Origin of the sequence: Paenibacillus sp. OV219 (genome assembly GCF_900110075.1) — a bacterium.
Lineage (GTDB): Bacteria > Bacillota > Bacilli > Paenibacillales > Paenibacillaceae > Paenibacillus_Z.
This window is the reverse complement of sequence record NZ_FOCJ01000018.1, coordinates 16,298-37,510: the sequence shown is the minus strand read 5'-3', so window position 1 is coordinate 37,510 and position 21,213 is coordinate 16,298. Positions and strand designations below refer to the sequence as shown.

The following is a 21,213-nucleotide window of genomic DNA, read 5'->3' as shown; positions in this document are numbered from 1 at the left end:
AAGATTAGCTTGTTTAATCTTTCGTTGAAACGAGTGACTCGAAGGTTGTGATATATTCATCGAGCGTGGAGCTTGCTCCATTCCCATCCTTATACAGCTTGTCTGCCTGCTCTTGATCTCCGAGTTTACGCAGAACGACGATATGAAGCGCCTTCGCTTCCGTCGCAAGCTCCGCATTGCCTTGGAAGTCGCCGCTGGTTATCGCGGCGGCGGCTTCTTCATTGCTGCCGAGCATATAAGCCGCAATGGCACCATAATAGGCGGCGGCTGGCTCGATCCGCAAGCCGCGGCCGTTGAATGCATGCCAATCAGCTTCTGGCATGCGTGCTTGAAACTGTGCCAGCACGTCGCGATTGCGCTCATAGTGCTGGAATGCTTGCAGCAGCTCGTACTGCTGCGCTGCGTCGCCTTGCTCAGTGAGGACGGCGTTGTTCAAGCGAAGCTTCGCCGCTTCGCCATATAGCGCTGCGTTGAACGGGTCGAGCTGCGACGCTTGTTCGTACAGGCGCAGCGCCTTATCCGCTGCGCCTGCTTGTTCATAGATTGCTGCGCTATGCTGAAGCAGCGAGGCGTCATGCGGCTGCAGCTCGATGGCTCGCTGCAGCGCTCGGTCAGTGGCGGCCGCTTCATCCGCCAAGTCGCTGCTTTGCTGCGCATAGCGTACTGCATGCACACCAGCAAGCTGCAGCTCACGCAGCGCGTTCAGCGGGTCCAGCGCAAGCGACTGGTCCAGGATGTCGACCGCATCGCCCGAGTCTGTATCATCCGTCAGTCGTCCGTAAATGTCATCAGCCCTAAGAGATGCCGCTGCGCTGAAGCAAACTGCGAGCGCGATCAAGACATGCGCAAGCTTCACGCCACGTTGCCAGATCGGAGCTGTGACCGCCTTCACTGGCGCATGCGGTGCAGCAGCAGCAGCAGCAGCAGCAACAATGGAGCTCTCCCCCACCGGTGGCAGTGCCGCGGCAACTAGCCCGATCAGCACCAGCCACACATAGCCGAAAGCAAAATCGAAGTCTGTGCAGCTGTGCACCAAAATAAGCAGCAAAGCCGCCATTGCCGCTAGCGTAATTGGCTCCTCTGGCTTGCGCCTCCACTGCCGCAACAAGGCGGTGAATACAACGGCAAGGATACTGATGAATGCCGTGAAGCCTAAAAGGCCTGTAGAAACGAGCCACTCGACCCAGCCATTATGGATTTCGCCAGATTCATAAGGTGTGTGCTGCACTTGTGTAAAGAGAATGCGCCAGCTGCCGCCGCCGTGGCCGATCAGGGGCGAGGTACGCACAATAGCGAGTGCATCTTGTAACATGATGAATCGCTCGCGCAGCGTACCGGTTTGCGCGAGAGCAGCAATGCTTTGCTGCCACGATGCAGGAAGGCTCGCGTACAGCAAGCCGTGCTGCATCAGATCCAGCGCGGTGAGCACCGCAAACGCCAGCGCGCCAGCCGGCACGGCTAGCCGCGCCGCAGGATGCGCGGCAATCCGCGCGAAGCGCGGCGCGGCTTCGGAGCTGGCGATGCCGCGCACAGCGGCTGCGCCGAGCCATGCGGCGGCAAGCGTAGCCGCCGCCAGCAAGAGCGGCGCGGCGGCGGAGGGCGCCGCCGCCATTGCCGCAGGCGGCGGCAGGAGCGCCGCCGCCGCCGAGGCGCACGCGAGCGCGGCAAGCGTAGCCGCGCTAAGTAGAAGCTGGCGCGCCAGCGGCAGCAGCGCGCAGGCGAATAGCCAAGCCACCGCCGCAGCGAGCAGCGCCCCGCGCGACTGCGAGAGCAACAAGCCGCTTGCGTGTACGCCAAGCGGCACAGCTTGCAGCAGCCTCACACCAAGGCTGCTCCTATAATTCCCGCTGCTGCCCGCAAGCTGCAGCAGCGCAAACAGCAGCAGCGCCGCGGAAATGGCGCCGAAAGCGTTCGGGTACTGCAGCGTGCCGGCCATGCGCCCCGCTACAACAGTACCCGCTGATTGCAGCCAGCCGGCATACCCGAGCCAGGCTGCAACGCCAAACACAACGCCGCAAGCCTGCAGCATGCCAGGCAGCAGCTTCCGAACAGCTTCTGCCCGCGCCATGGCACCACGCAGCAGCAAAAAGAAGCAGCCGTACGACGTAAATCGTACGATCTGATCCACCGTCGCCTTCGCATTCTCGGCGTGGAGAAGGGAAGCGGCGTATGCCGCCGGCAGCAGCAACGCAAGCAGCGCTTGCCATCCGTTCACTCCGCTCCACGTCCAACGCCTTCTCCATAGCGACGCAGCTGAAGCAACTACAAACAGGCCCGCGACAACAATCGCGGCACCATAGAAATCCGAATCAAAAAACAGCCCCTGCCTAAAGCCTCCAACGAGCAAAACAGCAGCTAGCACAATAACAATTACGAAATTCATGAAGCGACGCTCCCATTTTCCGGTAGATAGTATTACTTGTTGCACTATAGCATACTACCGCATCGAAGCTCTACCTCCAATTGCAAGACCCACACCGCATCTCCTCGCAGTCTGTTCCGCCACCTTCATCTCCATGATCACATCATGTTTCTTTATAAATTGAGCCCACCCTCTTTCCCCTAGTGCTTCCCCCTCCCTAGCAAACTCAAAAAGCCCCGATGCTTAAGGAGATCCATCCTCCTAAGCTTCAGGGCCATTCATCAATCTATTACCTATCGCCTCTTACAAAAATCCGTTCTCGCGGAAAAACTCCAAGCTCAGCTTCGCGCTTTCCAACGAAGAGTTCGCAAACTGCTCTTGCTCCACGATTACGTACTGGATGCCGACTTGCTCCGCAACGTCCAGCACGCCTTTCAGATCGACAACACCTTTGCCTACCTCAGTGTCGCTGCGACCGTCGCCGAAGTCTTTAAAATGCGCCAGAGGCACGCGACCTGCATAACGAGTTGCATAATCGACCGGATTCTGACCGCCCATGTGCACCCATCCGAAGTCGAATTCTGCTTGCAGATATTCTGCTGCAACCTTCTCTAGCAGCAGGTCGATGACTGGCTTGCCGTCAACGAGCTTAAACTCAAAATCATGATTATGATAGCCGTAGATGAGGCCCGCTTCCTTCACTTGCTTGCCCGCTGCTTCGAGGATGCCTGCAAGTCTGTTCACATCGTCAATCGTTGGGTTCTCAGGCAATGGAGCCCAAGGCGTAATGATATATTGGAGGCCAAGCTCCTTTGCGTATTCGATTTGCTTAGCGAGATCCGCTTCAATGTTCTCCGGCTCGCCGAAGTTCAAACCAACATGCGCGGAAGGCGCCTGCAAGCCAAGCTCATCCAGAAGCGCTTTCAATTCTTTCGCCGGCGTGTTGTAGTAGCCTGCAAACTCAACCGCTTGATAGCCCATCTCCGCTACCTTGCGGATCGTACCGAGAAAATCCTTCTCCGTTTGATCACGGAGCGTATACAACTGTAAAGCGACAACTGGTTTTGCCACTGCTTCCACCTCATAATCGGATTATTTTGGAATATAAAAAAGAGGAGAGTGACATGTCTTGCGCCATGCCGGCTCTCCCCTAATTATATCGAACGCCCGAGCTTAAACTACATCAGCTTTTGGGACATTCTTTTGTCATTTTGGTATTACGATCCAGCAAACTCGAATTACTTGCTAAAGTTCTTCAAGTTGTAGAACGCGCTTTTACCTGCGTATTGTGCAGTCGAGCCCAATTGGTCTTCGATGCGAAGCAATTGGTTGTATTTCGCAACGCGGTCCGTACGGGACGGAGCACCTGTTTTGATTTGACCAGCGTTTGTCGCAACAGCGATGTCTGCGATTGTGCTATCTTCGGACTCACCGGAACGGTGAGAGATAACTGCTGTGTAACCAGCGCGTTTTGCCATTTCGATTGCATCGAATGTTTCAGTCAAGGAACCGATTTGGTTAACTTTAACCAGGATCGAGTTACCTACGCCTTTGTCGATACCGTCAGACAGACGCTCTGTGTTCGTTACGAACAGGTCATCACCAACGAGTTGTACTTTGCCGCCCAATTTCTCAGTGAGCAATTTCCAACCTTCCCAGTCGTCTTCGGAGCAGCCGTCTTCGATTGTGATGATTGGGTACTTCTCAACCCACGAAGCAAGCAGGTCAACGAATTCAGCGGAAGTAAACGAACGGCCTTCGCCTTCAAGGTGGTACTTGCCATCTTTGAAGAACTCAGTCGAAGCAACGTCCATACCGAGGAATACGTCAACGCCCGGCTTGTAGCCTGCGCGCTCGATAGCGGAGATGATTGTCGTGATTGCTTCTTCATTGGAACCAAGGTTCGGTGCGAAGCCGCCTTCGTCGCCAACTGCTGTGTTCAGGCCTTTATCTTTCAGAACCGATTTCAGGTTGTGGAAGATTTCTGTACCGATACGAAGAGCTTCTTTGAAGCTTTCTGCGCCAACTGGCAGAACCATGAACTCTTGAACGTCGATGTTGTTATCAGCGTGCTCGCCGCCGTTAACGATGTTCATCATTGGAACTGGAAGCGTCTTAGCGTTGAATCCGCCAAGGTATGTGTACAAAGGAACATCAAGTGCGTCAGCAGCTGCGCGTGCGCAAGCCATCGATACCGCAAGAATTGCGTTTGCACCGAGTTTACCTTTATTGTGTGTTCCGTCAAGTTGAATCATTTTGCGGTCGATCAATACTTGATCAAGCGCGTCCAGACCGATGATCTCAGGAGCGATGATTGTGTTTACGTTATCGACTGCTGTCAGAACGCCTTTACCGAGGTAACGGGATTTGTCGCCGTCACGAAGCTCAACTGCTTCGTATGCGCCAGTGGAAGCGCCGGATGGTACGATTGCACGGCCTTTGCCGCCGGACTCCAACATAACTTCAACTTCAACGGTAGGGTTACCGCGGGAATCAAGCACTTCGCGTGCATAAACGTCAGTAATAATAGACATGTACGAAACACTCCTTCAATATGGGTTGTGTGTAATGTAGCCTTCATGCGGCGCTAATCAACCTAAGCGGCCTCAATCATTCACCGCATAAAGGATAATAGTAAACTTGCTTAAATTCTTAAACGTCACTCGCTTAACCTTGCACGAGCGATGTGCCAGTCATCTCTTGTGACTTCTGCAGTCCAGCAAGCGCCAGAACTGTCGGCGCAATATCAGCGAGAATGCCGCCTTCGCGCAATGGACCAACCTGCTTCGTTACGATGAACGGAACCGGATTCGTCGTATGCGCTGTGAACGGACGACCATTCGGGTCAATAACCATATCGGCATTTCCGTGATCTGCTGTAATAAGACAGACGCCACCTTTTGCAAGAACCGCTTCTACGACTTTGCCAAGGCATTCGTCTGTTGCTTCTACCGCTTTGATCGTCGGCTCCAGCATGCCGGAGTGACCGACCATGTCTGGGTTCGCGAAGTTCAAGATGATAACATCCTGACGATCCGCTTCGATTTCTTTCACCGCAGCTGCCGCTACTTCATACGCACTCATCTCCGGCTGAAGGTCATAAGTCGCAACCTTCGGCGAAGGAATCAGAATACGCGTCTCGCCTGGCAGCTCCGTGTCACGTCCGCCGCTAAAGAAGAACGTCACGTGCGGGTATTTCTCCGTCTCGGCAATACGCAGCTGGCGCTTGTTGTTCTGTACAAGCACTTCGCCGAGTGTGTTATCGAGATTCTTAGGCTTATACGCTACGAATCCGCCTACCGTTTCACTGAACAGTGTCAAGCAGACGAAATATAGGTTCTCTGGCGCTTTCGGGCCACGGTCGAAGCCGCGGAAGTCAGTGTTGGTGAACACCTGCGACAGCTGGATTGCACGGTCAGGACGGAAGTTGAAGAAAATAACTGCATCATCCGACTCAACAACGCCAACCGGGCTGCCATCTTCCTTCACGATAACCGTCGGCATGACGAACTCGTCGTATACCGATTTCTCGTACGATTCTACAACCGCTTGGATCGGGTCTGTATACTGAGGACCTTCACCATACACCATTGCTCGGTACGACTTCTCCGTACGCTCCCAGCGTTTATCACGATCCATTGCGTAGTAGCGGCCTTGAACGGTCGCGATCCGGCCTACGCCAATTTCTGCGATCTTCGCTGTAAGCTGCTCCAGATAACCTTTCGCGCTGTCAGGCGATACATCGCGTCCGTCGAGGAACGCGTGAATGTACACTTCTTCAAGCTCTTCTTTCTTCGCTAGCTCAAGCAGCGCGAACAAGTGAGCGATATGACTGTGAACGCCACCGTCGGACAGCAGTCCGTATAGGTGCAGCTTCTTGCCCTTCGCTTTCGCATGCGCAATCGCGCCTTTGAGTGTTTCGTTATCGAAGAAATCAAGATCGCGGATCGACTTGCTGATGCGAGTCAGATCCTGATAGACAACCCGGCCTGCACCGATGTTCAAGTGGCCAACTTCGGAGTTGCCCATTTGACCTTCCGGTAAACCTACCGCTTCGCCACAAGCTGTCAATGTCGTATGCGGATAAGTCGCCCAGTAGCGGTCGTAGTTCGGCTTGTTCGCTTGTGCTACGGCGTTGCCCGTCACATCGTTACGAAGACCGAATCCGTCCAGAATAATAAGTGCTACAGGTGCTGTCATTTTACTTTGCCCCCTCGACTAGTGCGATGAAGGATGCAGGCTCAAGGCTTGCACCGCCGACCAAAGCGCCGTCGATATTGGATTGACCAAGATATTCGCTTACGTTGTTTGGCTTCACGCTGCCGCCGTATTGAATACGAACCGCATTCGCTGTAGCTGCATCGTACAGGCCAGCAATAACGTCGCGGATGAACGCGATAACGTCCTCTGCATCTGCTGCTGTCGACGATTTGCCCGTTCCAATTGCCCAGATCGGCTCATAAGCAACAACCACTTCAGCCGCTTGCGCAGCGGAAAGGCCAGCAAAAGCCGCTTCTGTTTGCACTTGGCAAACACTCTTCGTTTGTTCTGCTTCACGCTCTTCCAGCTTCTCGCCAACACATACGATTGGTGTAAGGCCGTGCTTGAACGCAGCTTGCACTTTCTTATTTACGATCTCATCCGTTTCAGCAAAATATGCGCGGCGCTCCGAGTGGCCGATAATCACATATTTCACGCCCAGGTCTTTCAGCATAACGCCGCTGATTTCACCTGTGAATGCACCGTTGTCTTCGAAGTGAACGTTCTGTGCGCCAATTGCAATGCTTGTGCCTTGTGCTGCTTCAACAAGCGCTGGCAGCGTCGTGAATGGTGCGCAGATAACTGCTTCTACGCCGCTTACTTCTGCTTTGCCTTTCACATCAGCGAAGAACGTAGTTGCTTCCGAAACCGTTTTGAACATTTTCCAGTTGCCTGCAATGATCGGTGTACGCATGTCGATATCGCTCCTTAGCTTTAAACTTGTCTTACTTATCGTTCAATGCAACAACGCCCGGAAGCGCTTTGCCTTCCATAAATTCAAGGGATGCGCCGCCGCCAGTGGAGATATGATCCATTTTGTCAGCGAGGCCGAACTTCTCTGCTGCTGCTGCCGAGTCGCCGCCGCCGATTACTGTATAAGCGGAAGTCTCTGCGCAAGCTTGAGCTACTGCAAGTGTACCATGGGAGAATGGCTCGATTTCGAATACGCCCATTGGACCATTCCAAACAACCAATTTGGATTCCTTGATCACGTTCGCATAGATTTCACGAGTCTTCGGTCCGATGTCGATGCCTTCCCAATCTGCTGGGATGCCGTCAACTTCAACGATTTGCGTGTTTGCTTTCGCGCTGAACTCGTCTGTGATGACGATATCAACAGGAAGCAGGAATTGCTTGCCAAGGGACTTTGCTTTCTCGATGAACTCGAGCGCCAGATCCAACTTGGAGTTATCGCACAGCGATTGGCCGATTTCATTGCCTTGCGCTTTGAAGAATGTGTAGGACAGACCGCCGCCGATGATGATGTTATCCGCGATCTCAATCATTTTGTTAATAACGTCAATCTTGTCTTTAACCTTGGAGCCGCCGACAATCGCTGTGAACGGACGCTCTGGTTTCAGGAGCGCACGGCCAAGCACGTCAAGCTCCTTCTCCATCAAGAGGCCTGAAACAGCCGGCAGATGGTGAGCAATGCCTTCTGTGGATGCATGTGCACGGTGAGCAGCGCCGAATGCATCGTTCACGAACAGATCAGCCAGCTCGGCAAAAGCTTTCGCCAGTTCCGGATCGTTCTTCTCTTCGCCTTCGTAGAACCGCACATTCTCCAGAAGCAGCACGTCGCCCTCTTGCAGAGCAGCTACTTGCGCCTTCACGGAGCCTCCGATCGCTTCGTCGGTTTTTACAACAGGCTTGCCGAGCAATTGGGACAGACGCACGCCAGCTTCTGTCAGACGCATGCTCTCAACAACTTGACCTTTTGGACGTCCCAGGTGGCTCGCCAAAATAACTTTCGCGCCGTTCTCGATCAAATACTTAATGGTTGGAAGTGTTTCGCGGATCCGTGTATCATCGGTAATTGCACCGTTCTCCATTGGCACGTTAAAATCAACGCGGACAAATACGCGTTTGCCGGCTACTTCAACGTCACGTACACTCTTCTTGTTCATAAGTAGAAATCCTCCCGGGGTACCTAAGTTCACTAAGATGAATGTTGCTAATCCAATCATCCCAGGATAAAGGTCTAAGTATATTAAAAATTCTCCACTTGCTATCCATCCCGCGTTGGCCGCAGGTTTATATTTATAGGTTTAGATGATGCTATTGTGTCCCGAAAACTATCGCAAAGGAGCTGCAGCAAGCAGCTCCTTCGCGTTTAGTAAGGGACTTATCTATGTCTTACAGACCTTTGGATGCAATGTAAGCAGCCAGGTCAACTACACGGTTGGAGTAGCCCCACTCGTTGTCGTACCAGGAAATAACTTTTACCATGTTACCTTCAACAACCATTGTCGATAGTGCGTCGATTGTGGAAGAAGCAGGGTCGCCATTGTAGTCGCTCGATACAAGCGGCTCGTCGGAGTAGTTCAAGATGCCTTTAAGGGAAGTATTAGCTGCATCTTTAAGAGCTGCGTTAACTTCTTCAACTGTTACGTTCACTTTCAGTTCAGCAACCAGGTCAGTTACAGAAACGTTAGGTGTAGGTACACGCATAGCCATACCGTTCAATTTGCCTTTCAGCTCAGGCAGTACAAGGGATACTGCTTTTGCAGCGCCTGTCGAAGAAGGAATGATGTTTTCTGCAGCAGCGCGAGCACGGCGCAGGTCTTTATGTGGAACGTCAAGAACGGATTGATCGTTCGTGTACGAGTGGATTGTAGTCATCATACCTTTAACGATACCGAATTTGTCGTTAAGAACTTTTGCGAATGGAGCTAGGCAGTTCGTTGTGCAAGATGCATTGGAGATAACAGTGTGAGCTGCTGCATCGTATTTGTCTTCGTTAACGCCCATTACGATTGTGATGTCTTCATTGGAAGCTGGTGCGGAGATGATAACTTTCTTCGCGCCGCCTTTCAAGTGAAGCTCAGCTTTCTCTTTCGCTGTGAAAATACCAGTCGATTCAACAACGATTTCTGCGCCGACAGATGCCCATGGAAGGTTCTCTGGGTTGCGTTCAGCAAAAACTTTGATTTCGCGGCCGTTCACGATCAGCGCGCCTTCTTTTGCTTCAACTGTACCGTCCAGTTGACCGTGAGTTGTATCGTACTTCAGCAGGTGAGCCAGTGTGTTTGTGTCTGTCAAATCGTTAACAGCCACCACTTCAACATTCGGGTTGTTCAGAGCTGCGCGGAACACGTTACGACCAATACGACCAAATCCGTTAATACCAACTTTTACCATTGTAAATTCCTCCTAGGCATAATTTCATTTATCTCAAGACGAGTACGAGCAGCTTGGTTCTTATACTGCTTTCGCCAAGATCACTAGCTTGTGCTTGTTGCTTCTCGCTGTTCCTTGTCGATAATCGCTGCAATTTCGAGTGCGGCAGCTTCATCTGTGACGAGCACATCATCGTGCCCGAAATGCATCACCGCTGCGATCGCTTCGCCTTTACTGCGGCCGCCTGCGATGGCGATGACGACTTCTGTTGCCATAATATCCTCAAGTCTGAGGCCTGCGGTCAGCATCTTGTGAACGACGGCACCATTTCTGTCGAAGTAGTAACCGAACGATTCCGCAAGCGCGCCTTCCGCATTCATTGCTTCTACTACTGTGGCGTCCACGCGTCTGCGCCGCGCCATGACCATAGCGTCCCCGATCCCATGTATGACGATGCGGCTACTGCGGATCACTTCCACAATTTCCCTCACGTTCGGCTCCTGCATCAAGGACATATAAGCTTCCTCACCCAGATGATCCGGTATATGGAGCATCCGGTACTGCGCACCGGTACGTTTCGCCATCGTCGAGGCGATCGTATTCGCTTGATAATCGAGGCTTTCGCCAAGTCCGCCTCTGGCTGGAACGAACCAATTGCCCTTGAACGGCGTTTGTGACGTCAGCTGATTAGCAACCTGCGCCATTGTAGATCCACCAGTAACGGCAATGACATCATTCTGCTTCATCGACTTGCTCAGCACAGCACATCCGGCCTTGCCAAGCTCCCGCTTCGTATGCGGGGATGAATCCGAATCACCAGAGACAATAACAACCTGCTTCAGCCCAAAATAATGGCGGATTCGCTCTTCCAGCTCTGACAAGCCAAACATTGCTTTGTAGAACGGCTCCATATCCTCCAGCAGACGCTTCCCGGCTTCGCTGATGCGCATACCTGCCGCATCAATCATGAGAAGCCCCTGACTCTTCAGGAAATCAGTCTCCGCTCGGAGCACACGCTCTGTCATATCCAATGATGCTGCTAATGTGCGCCGGCCGATCATATCCGAGAGCATTACCTGGCGGAGTATGAGGTACCGTTTTCTCATCACAACGAGCAAGTCCGGCAGAAGCTGCTGCTGTATTTCGATGAGAGATTGCATCCTTCAACATCAACTCCTGTTGCGAAAAGAGCGCGATTCATGGGATAAGTACATGGACGCGTAATGTCCCGGCTGCACTTTTTTAGTCCCAGGTTTATTGTACTCCAAACTGCAGACAGGGGCAAGATCACTTTGCCCGGTGAAAACGTTTACTGTCACGATTTCTGCAAATTTTATTTCCCGCTCGCACTTGCTTTTCTCCAAGCAATCACATATACTTAATTTCGCTGTCACAATACGCGCCCGTGGTCCAATGGATATGACGTAGGCCTCCGGAGCCTGAGATCGAGGTTCAATTCCTCGCGGGCGCGCCATTTACCGATAATCAACATATGCTTTCATAACAAAGGACCTTCCGATAAACGGAGGGTCCTTTCTTTTCATTTAGCATGTATAAGCGCCTCGCCTACTCATGTCTGAATGAACTCCGCACACAACGATTCGCCACTCCACTCAAGACTGGCGAAGGCGTAGTTGCTCGCATATCCCTGCCCTGCACCTCATACAGCATCTCCAATTCCAGCACAAAGTAACCTTGTTTCCCGGCGAATTTGACTGACTTTTGCGATGCTTTGACCATCTTTGACTTTTCCTGATCAATCCGTTATGATGAATACACGAATCACTACTTTAATCCATGTTCCCAAGGAGGTCTTACGATGGAAATGATGAATTTCGTACCAATGGTTATTGAACAGAGCAACCGCGGCGAACGCGCCTACGACATCTACTCCCGTTTGCTAAAGGATCGAATTGTTTTCCTCGGCACGCCGGTCAACGATATGGTCGCAAACTCCATTATCGCGCAGTTGTTGTTCCTAGCAGCCGATGATCCGGAAAAAGACATCTCACTTTACATTAACAGCCCTGGCGGTTCTGTATCCGCTGGCTTCGCTATTTTTGATACGATGAACTTCATTAAACCGCAAGTGTCGACGATCTGTGTCGGTATGGCCGCTTCGATGGGTGCATTCTTGCTCGCAGCAGGCGCGAATGGCAAGCGTTATGCACTGCCTAACAGCGAAGTGATGATTCACCAACCGCTCGGCGGCGCACAAGGCCAAGCAAGCGATATTGAGATTCGCGCGAAGCATATCTTGAAGACGCGGGATAGGCTGAACGGCATTCTATCCGCGAACACAGGTCAGCCGCTTGAGAAAATCGAGCGCGATACGGACCGCGACTACTTCATGTCAGCCGCTGAAGCTGCTGCATACGGCCTCGTTGATAAAGTAATTGAGAAGATGTAATCCCTCAAGTATAACCAGCTTAATTATATACCATATGAAAGAGCGACCTTCCCTTCACTAGGGATGGTCGCTCTTTACTTTGTTCTCTAAGTTCATCAAATGAAATTTCTAATAAATACCATAAAAAAATTGTTATGTCAACAGTCATTTAACGCGCTGAATCGGTGCGGACTGGCTATAAAAATCATGTTAATATGTACTAAATGATTCCATATCCACCGTCCCTTAGGCTATGCTTTGGAAATCTATAATAACGGAGTTGCACACGCATGAAACTTACGAATCCATTCGCAAGCGTGCGAAATTTTATTCGATCAGGCGATGCGGGAAGCGCATACGCACAGTACACACCGGCCTATGAGCCAGGTTTTTCACATTCGACTGTTGGAGATACACACAATCTATTCTTGCCGATACAGGACAAGTCCCTCCTGCTGCGACCTCTTAGCGATACCCATCTCATTGAGGTCTACCACGAAGCTATTGCCATGCGCTTGTCCGAAGAATTCATTGCTCTAATTGAACATGCCATCGAGCAGCGAGGTTTAACTACTAGCAATGACCATAGGACACTGGCATAAGCGAATTTCAACTTAATAAAGGCAGGCCGCTCTCCTTCTGGAGAATGGCCTGCCTTTTCTGTTTCATGTTATTGCATCTCGTACACAACCGTAATGTCGGTGGAAACATTAATGACGCCTGTTTCTACACTCGTTGGCGCACTCTCACTCGATGCTGCCATATCTGCTTTCGCCATTCCACCTTGACCGTAGTAGATCGGGCCGGAATTTACGTTGTTTTGCGAGATCGAGATGACTTCCTTCACTTGCTTGCCTGCTGCCTTCGCAAGGGTATCGGCCTTCGCTTTAGCATTCGCCATTGCCTTTTCTAGCGCTTGCAGCTCGTATTGATCCTGCTTCTCGGTATCAAACTGTACGCCATCTACACGATTAGCGCCTGATGCGGATAGTGCATCCAGCAGCTGACCGATGCCATCCAGGTTACGTGTCGTAATTTGAACGCTATGCGTCGCTACATAGCCCTTCACCTTGCTTTCGCCTGTCTTCTGATCGTAAGTGTATTCCGGCTGAACGTAGAAGCCTACCGTCTTAACATCCTTCTCTGCCATCTTGTATGTCGTGAACAGCACTTTCTTCAGGCCGGCAAACTGGTTCGCATTCTGGGCTTGTGCTTCCTTCGCCGTTGTTGCGCGTGTCTCCACGGCAACGTTTACATAAGCAACGTCAGGTGTAACCTGCAGCTTACCTGAACCCGCAACCGTAATTGTGCTCTTCTGTACAATTACACTATTATCAACTGCGTACACCTCATTGCCGTTATGACCAGCCGCTCCAAACACCGTTCCAACTCCCACTGCTAGTGCCAGCACAGGCACAAGCACCCATTTCCGATTCCACATCATTTCACTCGCCCCTTATCTTCTTAAATGCGATTCTATCTATTCAGACGCTGCGAGGCAAAACTTTGTTGCGGCCCGTACGGAAATTTGTTCCGAAAATAGAAAAAACCCCCGCATGGGAGCTCCTTCATGGTGATCGTTAACCGATCTTATTGGTTTTCTAATTCTTCCTTGCTTACCAAATTGACTAAAGCGGTTACAGCCTGATCGGCGTCCGAACCCTCAGCACTAATCGTAACTTCAGTACCGGAGCTGATTGCAAGGCTCATAATGCCCATAATCGATTTAGCATTCACTTTTTTATCATCTTTCTCTACGAACACCTCAGAAGAGAACTTGTTCGCTTCCTGAACAAAAAGTGCGGCTGGTCTTGCATGAAGACCCGTTTTCAGTCGAACGACAACCGGGTGTCTTGTCATGGAAACCTTACCCCCTATACGAAATTCAATCCAACGATTGAGAAACTTACAAACGTCATATTAACATTATAGAATTTATATGCTGTGTCTGTATGAATTTCTATAATGTCTTCGCGTAACGTAAGCCCTTGCCGCCAGAGGACGGACATAGCCGTTTACGCTTACTCACCATTATATCACTTTTATGAAATCTACACTAGCCTTCCGCTACACTGTTCCTTATTTTTCCGGCAAGCTCATCGATTTTGCGCAATCGGTGATTAACACCGGACTTGCTCACTTTACCGCTAAGCATTTCGCCGACTTCCGTTAAATTCAGATCAGGGTGCGTCAGCCGCACTTGCGCCACTTCTCGAAGTTTATCCGGCAAGGTATTAAGGCCAATCTCTCGCTCCAGCAGCTTAATATTATCAATCTGCCGTACTGCTGCACCAATCGTCTTATTCAGATTGGCCGTCTCGCAGTTGACAATTCGGTTCACAGAGTTGCGCATATCCCGCATAATGCGGACATCCTCAAACTTGAACAGCGCCTGATGCGCGCCGATGATGCTGAGGAGCTCGATAATTTTCTCGCCCTCTTTCATGTAGAAGATGAACCCCTTCTTGCGCTCGATGCAGCGGGCATTCAAATCGAACTTGTTCGCCAGCTCCACAAGCGACTTGCAGTGCTCTTCATACATGGTCGCAATTTCAAGGTGATAGGATGACCCTTCCGGATTGTTCACCGAACCTCCAGCCAGAAACGCACCGCGCAAATACGAGCGTTTGCAGCAAGACTTGCGAATGATCTCTTTGTCAATGCCATCATGGAACATAAAGCCTTCAGAAACAATCTTAAGATCACTCAGTATCTCCTGCACCCTCGTCGGAATCCGTACGATATAAACGTTGTTCTTCTTCAGCCTCATCTTCTTGCGCACGAGCAGCTCCGTATGAACGGCAAACTGCTTCTTGATGAGGGAATAGATCCGCCGTGCAATCGCGGCATTCTCGGTTGAAATATCGAGGATGATTTTACGACTGGATAGTGACACAGAGCCGTTCATTCGGATGAGCGCAGATAGCTCCGCTTTCTCACAGCACGGATCCGCTTCGATGAGCGTCAATTCTTTTTTGGTTTGTCCCGCAAAAGACAATGTAACTCACCTCTTTCGTTCCATCCAGCTTTCTACAAGCTGATAAATATGATGACTGAGCCGTACCGCATCATGACGCAGATACGTACGGAACAGCACCAGTCGGTCTGCGACCACTTCATAGCCGCGCCGTTTCACTTCTTCTAAATCAAGATGGACCGCCTTCGCACCACGTTCAGCATACTTCATCTGCACCTGCTCCGGAATCTCGCCATCGTTGACGATTACATAGTCGAACAGATGGTGACCGATATGTTTATGCACAGCTTCCAGATGATCGCTTACTGAATAATTGTCCGTTTCGCCTGGCTGTGTCATCACGTTGCAGACGAACATTTTGACAGCATTCGAATCCACGATGCTCTCCGCCAGCTTCGGCACAAGCAAGTTCGGAATTATGCTGGTGTACAAGCTGCCTGGTCCAATTAGTATGGCGTCAGCCTGCTTGATTGCCTCCACCGCTTCCTCCAGCGGCTCCACATCCGGCGGCTCAATGAAGACCCGCTTGATTGCTTTGCCTGCCTTCGGAATACTCGATTCTCCGGTAATAATCGTTCCGTCTACCGTTTCTGCTTTAAGCACAATCGCTTCTCCAGCAGCCGGGAGCACACGCCCGCGTACTGCCAATACCTTGCTTAGCATCCGCACGCCAGAGACGAAATCACCAGAGATATCCGTCATTGCCGCAAGCATCAAATTGCCCAAGCTGTGGCCTGCAAGACCTGTGCCTGAGTTGAACCGATATTGCAGCATATCTGAAAGCAGCGGCTCCACATCCGCAAGCGCGATGAGCACGTTGCGAATATCGCCTGGAGGCGGCATCTGCAGTTCATTACGCAGAATGCCGGAGCTGCCGCCGTCATCAGCCACCGTAACAATGGCAGTGATGTCGAGAGGCTTCTCCTTCAAGCCGCGCAACATGACGGAAAGACCCGTACCGCCGCCAATGACGACGATACGGGGCAATTGTTCCTTACGACGTTCTGTCATTCTGCCCTCAGCTCCGATCACGCTCTGAATCTCGATGGCTGACACGAACGAGCTCCGTATCGCTGCTCCCCAGAATACGGCCTAAATATTCGGCAATCGCGACTGAACGGTGTTTGCCGCCAGTGCAGCCAATGCCAATGACGACCTGACTCTTGCCTTCTTTGTGATACAGCGGAATAAGAAACTGGAGCATATCGAGCAGCTTCGTCAGAAAGGTCTGCGTCTCCGGCCATTTCATGACATACTCGTACACTTCAAGATCTTGCCCTGTGTTCGGCCTAAGATGATCAATATAATGTGGATTAGGCAGGAAGCGCACATCATAAATCAAATCGGCATCGATCGGAATGCCGTATTTAAATCCGAAAGAAATAACGTTAACCGATATTTTGCTCACATCGGAATTGGTGAAACGGGATATAATCCGTTCCTTGAGCTGCGCCGGCTTCAGGCTGCTTGTATCAATAACCTGCGTCGCCCAGCCCTTCAAGTCTTCGAGCAAGCGCCTCTCCAGCTTAATCCCTTCAAGCGGCAGCCCTTCCGCCGCCAGCGGGTGCAGACGACGGCTTTCCTTGTATCGCTGGACGAGTACGCCGTCCGTCGCATCGAGGAACAGAATTTCGTACCCTATCGTATAATGCTCTTTCACGTAGGCCAGAGACTCCGACAATGCGGTGAAAAACTCGCGCCCACGCAGGTCGATTACGAGCGCTACTTTGCCGATTTTGCCATTCGACTGCTCAATTAGCTCGGCAAATTTCGGTATAAGCACCGGCGGCAGATTATCGACGCAGAAGAACCCGAGATCCTCCAGGCTCTGTACTGCAATCGTCTTGCCCGCTCCGGACATGCCTGTAATAATGACCAGCCTTGCCATCGCTGTTCCCACGTCCATCGTCTATCCCTCCCTACCAGCAACCATTCATCTATGAACGAATAATAAGTCCAGCTGCGCCAACAACACCAGCATCATTGCCGAGAATTGCAGGGACGATCTCAACGCCCTCTTGCGCCATTGCTGGAGCCGATTTCTTGAATGCTTCACGGATTTGTTCAAACAGGAATTCGCCTGCTTTGGAAACGCCACCGCCGATGATGAAACGCTGCGGGTTCAGAACAACCGCCATCGTACCGAGCGATTTGCCCAAGTAGAATGCGGCACGTGTTACGATGCGCGCTGCAACTTCGTCGCCAGCTTTTGCCGCATCGATAACGTCCTTCGCCATGATGTCTTCCACAAACGACAACGATGTACGATCTCCACGCGCAACAGCATCCTTCGCCATACGAATAATACCTGTTGCGGACGAAACTGTTTCGAGACAGCCCATTTGACCGCAGTTACATTGAATAGCTTCCAAATCAGGAACTGTTACCATATGTCCAAGCTCGCCAGCCATGCCAGCGAAGCCTTCTACGATTTTGCCGTTGATGATAACGCCGCCGCCAACGCCTGTACCAAGCGTGTAGCATACGCAATCATTGATACCGCGGCCTGCGCCAGCCCATGCTTCGCCAAGTGCTGCTACGTTCGCGTCATTGTTCACAAGCACTCTTTTGCTGAGCTTCTCTTCAAGAATAGCCTTGAGCGGCACATTGTCGAAGAACAAGTTGACCGATTGCTTAACAATACCGTTCGCGATGTCCAAGAAGCCGGCAATGCCGATGCCAACGCCTTCAACATGCTCCCAAGTGAAAGAAGACTCTTCTACGATTTGCTTCGCGTATTTTGCGATGTTGTCGCAAACAACGTCAGAACCCTTCTCAACTTCTGTCGGTCCTTCAAATGTATGCAGCAACTCGCCTTCCATGCTGCAAATTCCAACTTTAATTGCAGTACCGCCGATATCCACACCAACGACAATTTTCTCTGACATAATAGGCCACCTCTATAATATAGGGAGTTAGTATTTCTTTCGATCATTTGCTTGCAACTAAAACTATAAGCGAACGCTTCCAACTGGTCAAGGACAAACAACCCCCGGCCAATCCCAGCGAAATAGCTTCTTAAATCTAGCGGGCAACAAGGCTTGCTGCTCGTACAAGAAGTGACGCTGTCCGTACATTACGGACAGCGTCATCCATGCGGTGTTTACTATTATTGAACCGCGTTTATGGAGGTCATGTTAGACCGTTTGGCTCCAGTCGTGTACTGCGTGGCCATCGAGGAACTTCTCGCAATCAAGAGCTGCCATACAGCCGCTTCCAGCCGCTGTAATGGCTTGGCGGTACTTGTTGTCCTGTACGTCGCCGCAAGCGAAGATGCCTGGAATGTTCGTCTCAGATGTACCCGGCTTCACAAGCAGATAACCTGTCTCGTCCGTTTCCAGCTGGCCGCCGAGGAACTTCGTGTTCGGCGTGTGGCCGATTGCCACGAAGATCCCGTTCGTCTCGATCACTTCTTCTTCGCCTGTTGCGTTGTTACGCACCTTAAGGCCCGTTACACCCATCCCAGTCGCAACCACTTCAAGCGGCGTACGGTCCAGCGCCCAGCTAATCTTGCTGTTCTCACGCGCACGGTCTTGCATGATCTTCGAAGCACGCATCTCTGCGCGGCGGTGTACTAGCACAACTTCGGAAGCGAAGCGAGTCAGGAAGTTCGCTTCTTCCATCGCGGAGTCTCCACCGCCGACAACGATGATTTTCTTACCGCGGAAGAAAAAGCCGTCGCAAGTTGCGCAAGTGCTGACGCCTTTGCCCACATTCTCGCGCTCGTTCGCAATGCCGAGGTACTTCGCGGATGCGCCAGTCGATATAATCAACGACTCAGCTTGCAGCTCGCCTTGACCTTCAACTTGAAGCGTGAACGGACGCTTCGACGTATCGACCGAATTGACCCAGCCCGTACGGAATTCCGCGCCGAAACGCTCTGCTTGTTTACGCATATTAGCCATCAGATCCGGGCCCATAATACCTTCAGGGAAACCAGGGAAGTTCTCGACTTCCGTCGTCGTAGTCAATTGACCGCCTGGCTCTGGACCTTCAATTACAAGCGGGTTCATGTTCGCACGTGCCAAGTAAATCGCAGCTGTCAGTCCCGCAGGACCTGTTCCGATAATAATTGCTTTGTACACGATCGGTGCCTCCTACTAATCATCTCTTCAGCCTATTGCTTTATCTGTAAGCGAAGGTTTTGCCAACACGCTTTTATGGGCCGCATCGGAAGCGCCGGCCATTTCGAATGAGAACGACTTTGGTGCGACGCACCACGGGAGTACTCATCGAAATGAACGGAACTGTAGCGGAGCTGCCACAACAAGCGAGCTCGGCACCTTAAACCGGAGCCTCGGTGAGAGCAGGCAGCACCATCCGCATCTTCTCTTTAATACCGCAGATCTCATCTATGCGCTTGACGCATTTACTAACGGTCGCAATTGACGTTCCGTAGCGCTGAGATACTTCATGATATGAAATTTCTCTGCGATGCATCTTCGCTGTCAAATATTCAAGTGCAGCCGCCCAGCCTTCCACTTTGCCGAGCTTCGGTACATCCGGATAAATCCGTGACAGAAACTCAATCCACAGCGTCAGCAGATCATGCTGCTGCACGAGGTCATAATGCTTATTCATTCGAACGAGCGCCGCTTCAAGCACGGACTGCCATTTATCTTCCCAAATCGGCAGGCGCGAAGGCATCCGGCTGTGCTCGATCACTGTCTCTTTGCCTTCAAGCACCGCATTCAGCGATTCATGTACACCTATCGAACGGAGCACGAAGATCGCAATCCTTTTCAAATAGTCATCTTCTTGCGGCTCCACGATGAAGTCGCGCAGGGCGTCCTTCACTTCGTTGTCGGCAATCATGCCGAGCGCTTGAATGACCTGCAGCTTCGTATGGCGATCACCATGGCGCAGCGCCCAGAAGAAGGACGATCGCACGAGTGGATCCCGCTTCATATGATCAGGCAAAGATTCGGACCGTTTCTCCCACAGCTTGAACTGTTCTTCGAACGGGAGATGATAATGGTAGCTCGTTGGAGCCGCATGCTGGCCGTTCTCCATTAGTGTCAGTTGCTCCAGATAGTAGCCTGGCACATGTGATTCACTGTCCAGCTTGCTCACTTGCTGCCACAACCGTCTCGCTTCTTCATAGCGCCCGATGTTGCACGCAGCGACGGCTGCATAATGATACAGGCACGGATCGGACTTCAGTCCATTGTCCTTCAACAAGCGCATAAAGTGACGGTACGCTTCTCCGTGTTCACCTAGAATACCCATTGTGGTCGCGAGCTTAAACACATGCTCCTGATGGAAAGGCACCGTCTTGCACAGCATCTCCACAAGGGGCAACAGACTCACTTTATCTTCAGCATGCTGATAGAAGATAGCAAGGTTGCAGAGCGCATGCAAATTACCCGGTTCGAGCTCCAGCACCTGCTGAATCGTTACCATGGCTTTTTCGAACATGCCCATATAGTAGTAGGCCAGCGCCAAATTGTTACGTGCCGCCATGAACTCGCCGTTCTTCTCCACAATACTCTCAAGCAATCTTACCGCTTCGACAAACTTACCTTCCTCCAGCATGGCCCTCGCTCGGTCATGCTCGAAGAATCCTTCGCGAGCCTTAATGAAGGCTAGCTTGGTCGGACGCTCCAGCTCGAAATGCAGCAGCTCCATCATCTCTTCGGACTCCTCGAGGAATTGACCATCGGGGTCTTCCTCCAAGTAACGAATGAGCGATTCCTCAGCCGCTTCATAATTCTCCATGTTGGCGTAATTGTTCGCCATATAGAAGTGGCATTCTGTCATCTCGGGATCGAGCTCACTCACAATCGACAACAGAATGCGATTGGATTCTTCGTAATTCCCCATCTCCGACAAAATTCCCGCCATATTGCAATGGTTCACTGGATTATCCGGCTCGTATTCGGCCGCGCGGCGGAAATATTTTAGTGCCTTGTCATAGTGATAACGATCCATCGACCGGACCGCTCGCTCGAAGAAGAACGTTGCGTCCCATTGAATCGGAATTATTTTCGTGCTGTGGCTGGCTATCGCAATTTTCTTTTCCTTCATAGCACAAGGCACCTCCCCGGTACATCAACGATTCTACGATTATACCATAGCGCGGCCTATCCTTACACGAAAGAATAT

General features: G+C 51.5%; 18 protein-coding genes and 1 tRNA gene. 3 read left to right on the top strand and 16 right to left on the bottom strand.

Annotated elements, in window-relative coordinates; genetic code table 11:
• Positions 1–13: 13 nt before the first annotated feature.
• From BMY11_RS27435 to BMY11_RS27400, 8 genes are all read right to left on the bottom strand, one after another.
• The gene (locus BMY11_RS27435) at positions 14–2,383 is read right to left on the bottom strand and encodes an O-antigen ligase family protein (protein ID WP_090583476.1); all 2,370 of its coding nucleotides are present in this window, start codon (positions 2,381–2,383) and stop codon (positions 14–16) included.
• A 282-nt stretch (positions 2,384–2,665) separates the two neighbouring features.
• Positions 2,666–3,433 (bottom strand): sugar phosphate isomerase/epimerase family protein, encoded by a 768-nt coding sequence (locus tag BMY11_RS27430; RefSeq protein WP_090583474.1) that lies wholly within the window; start codon positions 3,431–3,433, stop codon positions 2,666–2,668.
• Between the two features lie 167 nt (positions 3,434–3,600).
• Positions 3,601–4,896: a phosphopyruvate hydratase gene (eno, locus tag BMY11_RS27425; RefSeq protein WP_090583473.1), complete on the bottom strand. Its 1,296-nt coding sequence runs from the start codon at positions 4,894–4,896 to the stop codon at positions 3,601–3,603.
• A 133-nt stretch (positions 4,897–5,029) separates the two neighbouring features.
• Complete coding sequence (gene gpmI, locus BMY11_RS27420) at positions 5,030–6,562, bottom strand: 2,3-bisphosphoglycerate-independent phosphoglycerate mutase (RefSeq protein WP_090583471.1); 1,533 nt, start codon at positions 6,560–6,562, stop codon at positions 5,030–5,032.
• 1 nt (position 6,563) lies between these two features.
• Positions 6,564–7,316 (bottom strand): triose-phosphate isomerase, encoded by a 753-nt coding sequence (gene tpiA, locus BMY11_RS27415; protein ID WP_090583469.1) that lies wholly within the window; start codon positions 7,314–7,316, stop codon positions 6,564–6,566.
• Between the two features lie 31 nt (positions 7,317–7,347).
• Positions 7,348–8,529, bottom strand: coding sequence for a phosphoglycerate kinase (pgk, locus tag BMY11_RS27410; protein ID WP_090583467.1), 1,182 nt, complete (start codon positions 8,527–8,529; stop codon positions 7,348–7,350).
• A gap of 229 nt (positions 8,530–8,758) precedes the next feature.
• On the bottom strand, positions 8,759–9,763 hold the full coding sequence (gap, locus tag BMY11_RS27405; RefSeq protein WP_090583465.1) for a type I glyceraldehyde-3-phosphate dehydrogenase: 1,005 nt from the start codon (positions 9,761–9,763) through the stop codon (positions 8,759–8,761).
• An 83-nt stretch (positions 9,764–9,846) separates the two neighbouring features.
• Complete coding sequence (locus BMY11_RS27400; protein WP_090583463.1) at positions 9,847–10,902, bottom strand: sugar-binding transcriptional regulator; 1,056 nt, start codon at positions 10,900–10,902, stop codon at positions 9,847–9,849.
• A gap of 239 nt (positions 10,903–11,141) precedes the next feature.
• Between BMY11_RS27400 and BMY11_RS27395 the strand changes: the two genes are divergently transcribed.
• The 3 genes from BMY11_RS27395 (at position 11,142) to BMY11_RS29555 (ending at position 12,733) form a co-directional block, all read left to right on the top strand.
• A tRNA-Arg gene (locus BMY11_RS27395) sits at positions 11,142–11,216 on the top strand.
• Between the two features lie 354 nt (positions 11,217–11,570).
• Positions 11,571–12,152, top strand: coding sequence for an ATP-dependent Clp endopeptidase proteolytic subunit ClpP (gene clpP, locus BMY11_RS27390; RefSeq protein WP_177182853.1), 582 nt, complete (start codon positions 11,571–11,573; stop codon positions 12,150–12,152).
• Between the two features lie 269 nt (positions 12,153–12,421).
• Entirely contained in the window at positions 12,422–12,733 is a 312-nt protein-coding gene (locus tag BMY11_RS29555; RefSeq protein WP_090583458.1) for a sporulation histidine kinase inhibitor Sda, read from the top strand.
• A 68-nt stretch (positions 12,734–12,801) separates the two neighbouring features.
• Here the strand turns inward: BMY11_RS29555 and BMY11_RS27380 are convergent, their stop codons facing one another.
• The 8 genes from BMY11_RS27380 to BMY11_RS27345 form a co-directional block, all read right to left on the bottom strand.
• A complete protein-coding gene (locus BMY11_RS27380; protein ID WP_090583456.1) occupies positions 12,802–13,575 on the bottom strand; it encodes an SIMPL domain-containing protein in 774 nt (257 codons plus the stop codon).
• Between the two features lie 146 nt (positions 13,576–13,721).
• Complete coding sequence (locus tag BMY11_RS27375) at positions 13,722–13,991, bottom strand: HPr family phosphocarrier protein (RefSeq protein WP_090583454.1); 270 nt, start codon at positions 13,989–13,991, stop codon at positions 13,722–13,724.
• Positions 13,992–14,187: 196 nt separating this feature from the next.
• Entirely contained in the window at positions 14,188–15,129 is a 942-nt protein-coding gene (gene whiA / locus BMY11_RS27370) for a DNA-binding protein WhiA (RefSeq protein WP_090583450.1), read from the bottom strand.
• A 6-nt stretch (positions 15,130–15,135) separates the two neighbouring features.
• Positions 15,136–16,119: a gluconeogenesis factor YvcK family protein gene (gene yvcK, locus BMY11_RS27365; protein ID WP_090583448.1), complete on the bottom strand. Its 984-nt coding sequence runs from the start codon at positions 16,117–16,119 to the stop codon at positions 15,136–15,138.
• Positions 16,120–16,126: 7 nt separating this feature from the next.
• Positions 16,127–17,014 carry an RNase adapter RapZ gene (gene rapZ, locus BMY11_RS27360; protein WP_090583446.1) on the bottom strand — a complete coding sequence of 296 codons (888 nt, stop codon included), beginning with the start codon at positions 17,012–17,014 and terminating at the stop codon, positions 16,127–16,129.
• A 31-nt stretch (positions 17,015–17,045) separates the two neighbouring features.
• The gene (locus tag BMY11_RS27355) at positions 17,046–17,996 is read right to left on the bottom strand and encodes an ROK family glucokinase (protein WP_090583444.1); all 951 of its coding nucleotides are present in this window, start codon (positions 17,994–17,996) and stop codon (positions 17,046–17,048) included.
• A gap of 249 nt (positions 17,997–18,245) precedes the next feature.
• Positions 18,246–19,193 (bottom strand): thioredoxin-disulfide reductase, encoded by a 948-nt coding sequence (gene trxB, locus BMY11_RS27350; protein WP_090583442.1) that lies wholly within the window; start codon positions 19,191–19,193, stop codon positions 18,246–18,248.
• Between the two features lie 199 nt (positions 19,194–19,392).
• Positions 19,393–21,135 carry a tetratricopeptide repeat protein gene (locus tag BMY11_RS27345; protein ID WP_090583441.1) on the bottom strand — a complete coding sequence of 581 codons (1,743 nt, stop codon included), beginning with the start codon at positions 21,133–21,135 and terminating at the stop codon, positions 19,393–19,395.
• Between the last annotated feature and the right edge of the window lie 78 nt (positions 21,136–21,213).

Bases quoted from the DNA above. Each gene is read 5' to 3' on its own strand.
- BMY11_RS27435 (WP_090583476.1), bottom strand. From the start codon at position 2,383: ATGAATTTCGTAATTGTTATTGTGCTAGCTGCTGTTTTGCTCGTTGGA.
- eno (WP_090583473.1), bottom strand. From the start codon at position 4,896: ATGTCTATTATTACTGACGTTTATGCACGCGAAGTGCTTGATTCCCGC.
- gpmI (WP_090583471.1), bottom strand. From the start codon at position 6,562: ATGACAGCACCTGTAGCACTTATTATTCTGGACGGATTCGGTCTTCGT.
- tpiA (WP_090583469.1), bottom strand. From the start codon at position 7,316: ATGCGTACACCGATCATTGCAGGCAACTGGAAAATGTTCAAAACGGTT.
- pgk (WP_090583467.1), bottom strand. From the start codon at position 8,529: ATGAACAAGAAGAGTGTACGTGACGTTGAAGTAGCCGGCAAACGCGTA.
- gap (WP_090583465.1), bottom strand. From the start codon at position 9,763: ATGGTAAAAGTTGGTATTAACGGATTTGGTCGTATTGGTCGTAACGTG.
- BMY11_RS27400 (WP_090583463.1), bottom strand. From the start codon at position 10,902: ATGCAATCTCTCATCGAAATACAGCAGCAGCTTCTGCCGGACTTGCTC.
- clpP (WP_177182853.1), top strand. From the start codon at position 11,571: ATGAATTTCGTACCAATGGTTATTGAACAGAGCAACCGCGGCGAACGC.
- BMY11_RS29555 (WP_090583458.1), top strand. From the start codon at position 12,422: ATGAAACTTACGAATCCATTCGCAAGCGTGCGAAATTTTATTCGATCA.
- BMY11_RS27380 (WP_090583456.1), bottom strand. From the start codon at position 13,575: ATGATGTGGAATCGGAAATGGGTGCTTGTGCCTGTGCTGGCACTAGCA.
- BMY11_RS27375 (WP_090583454.1), bottom strand. From the start codon at position 13,991: ATGACAAGACACCCGGTTGTCGTTCGACTGAAAACGGGTCTTCATGCA.
- yvcK (WP_090583448.1), bottom strand. From the start codon at position 16,119: ATGACAGAACGTCGTAAGGAACAATTGCCCCGTATCGTCGTCATTGGC.
- rapZ (WP_090583446.1), bottom strand. From the start codon at position 17,014: ATGGACGTGGGAACAGCGATGGCAAGGCTGGTCATTATTACAGGCATG.
- BMY11_RS27355 (WP_090583444.1), bottom strand. From the start codon at position 17,996: ATGTCAGAGAAAATTGTCGTTGGTGTGGATATCGGCGGTACTGCAATT.
- BMY11_RS27345 (WP_090583441.1), bottom strand. From the start codon at position 21,135: ATGAAGGAAAAGAAAATTGCGATAGCCAGCCACAGCACGAAAATAATT.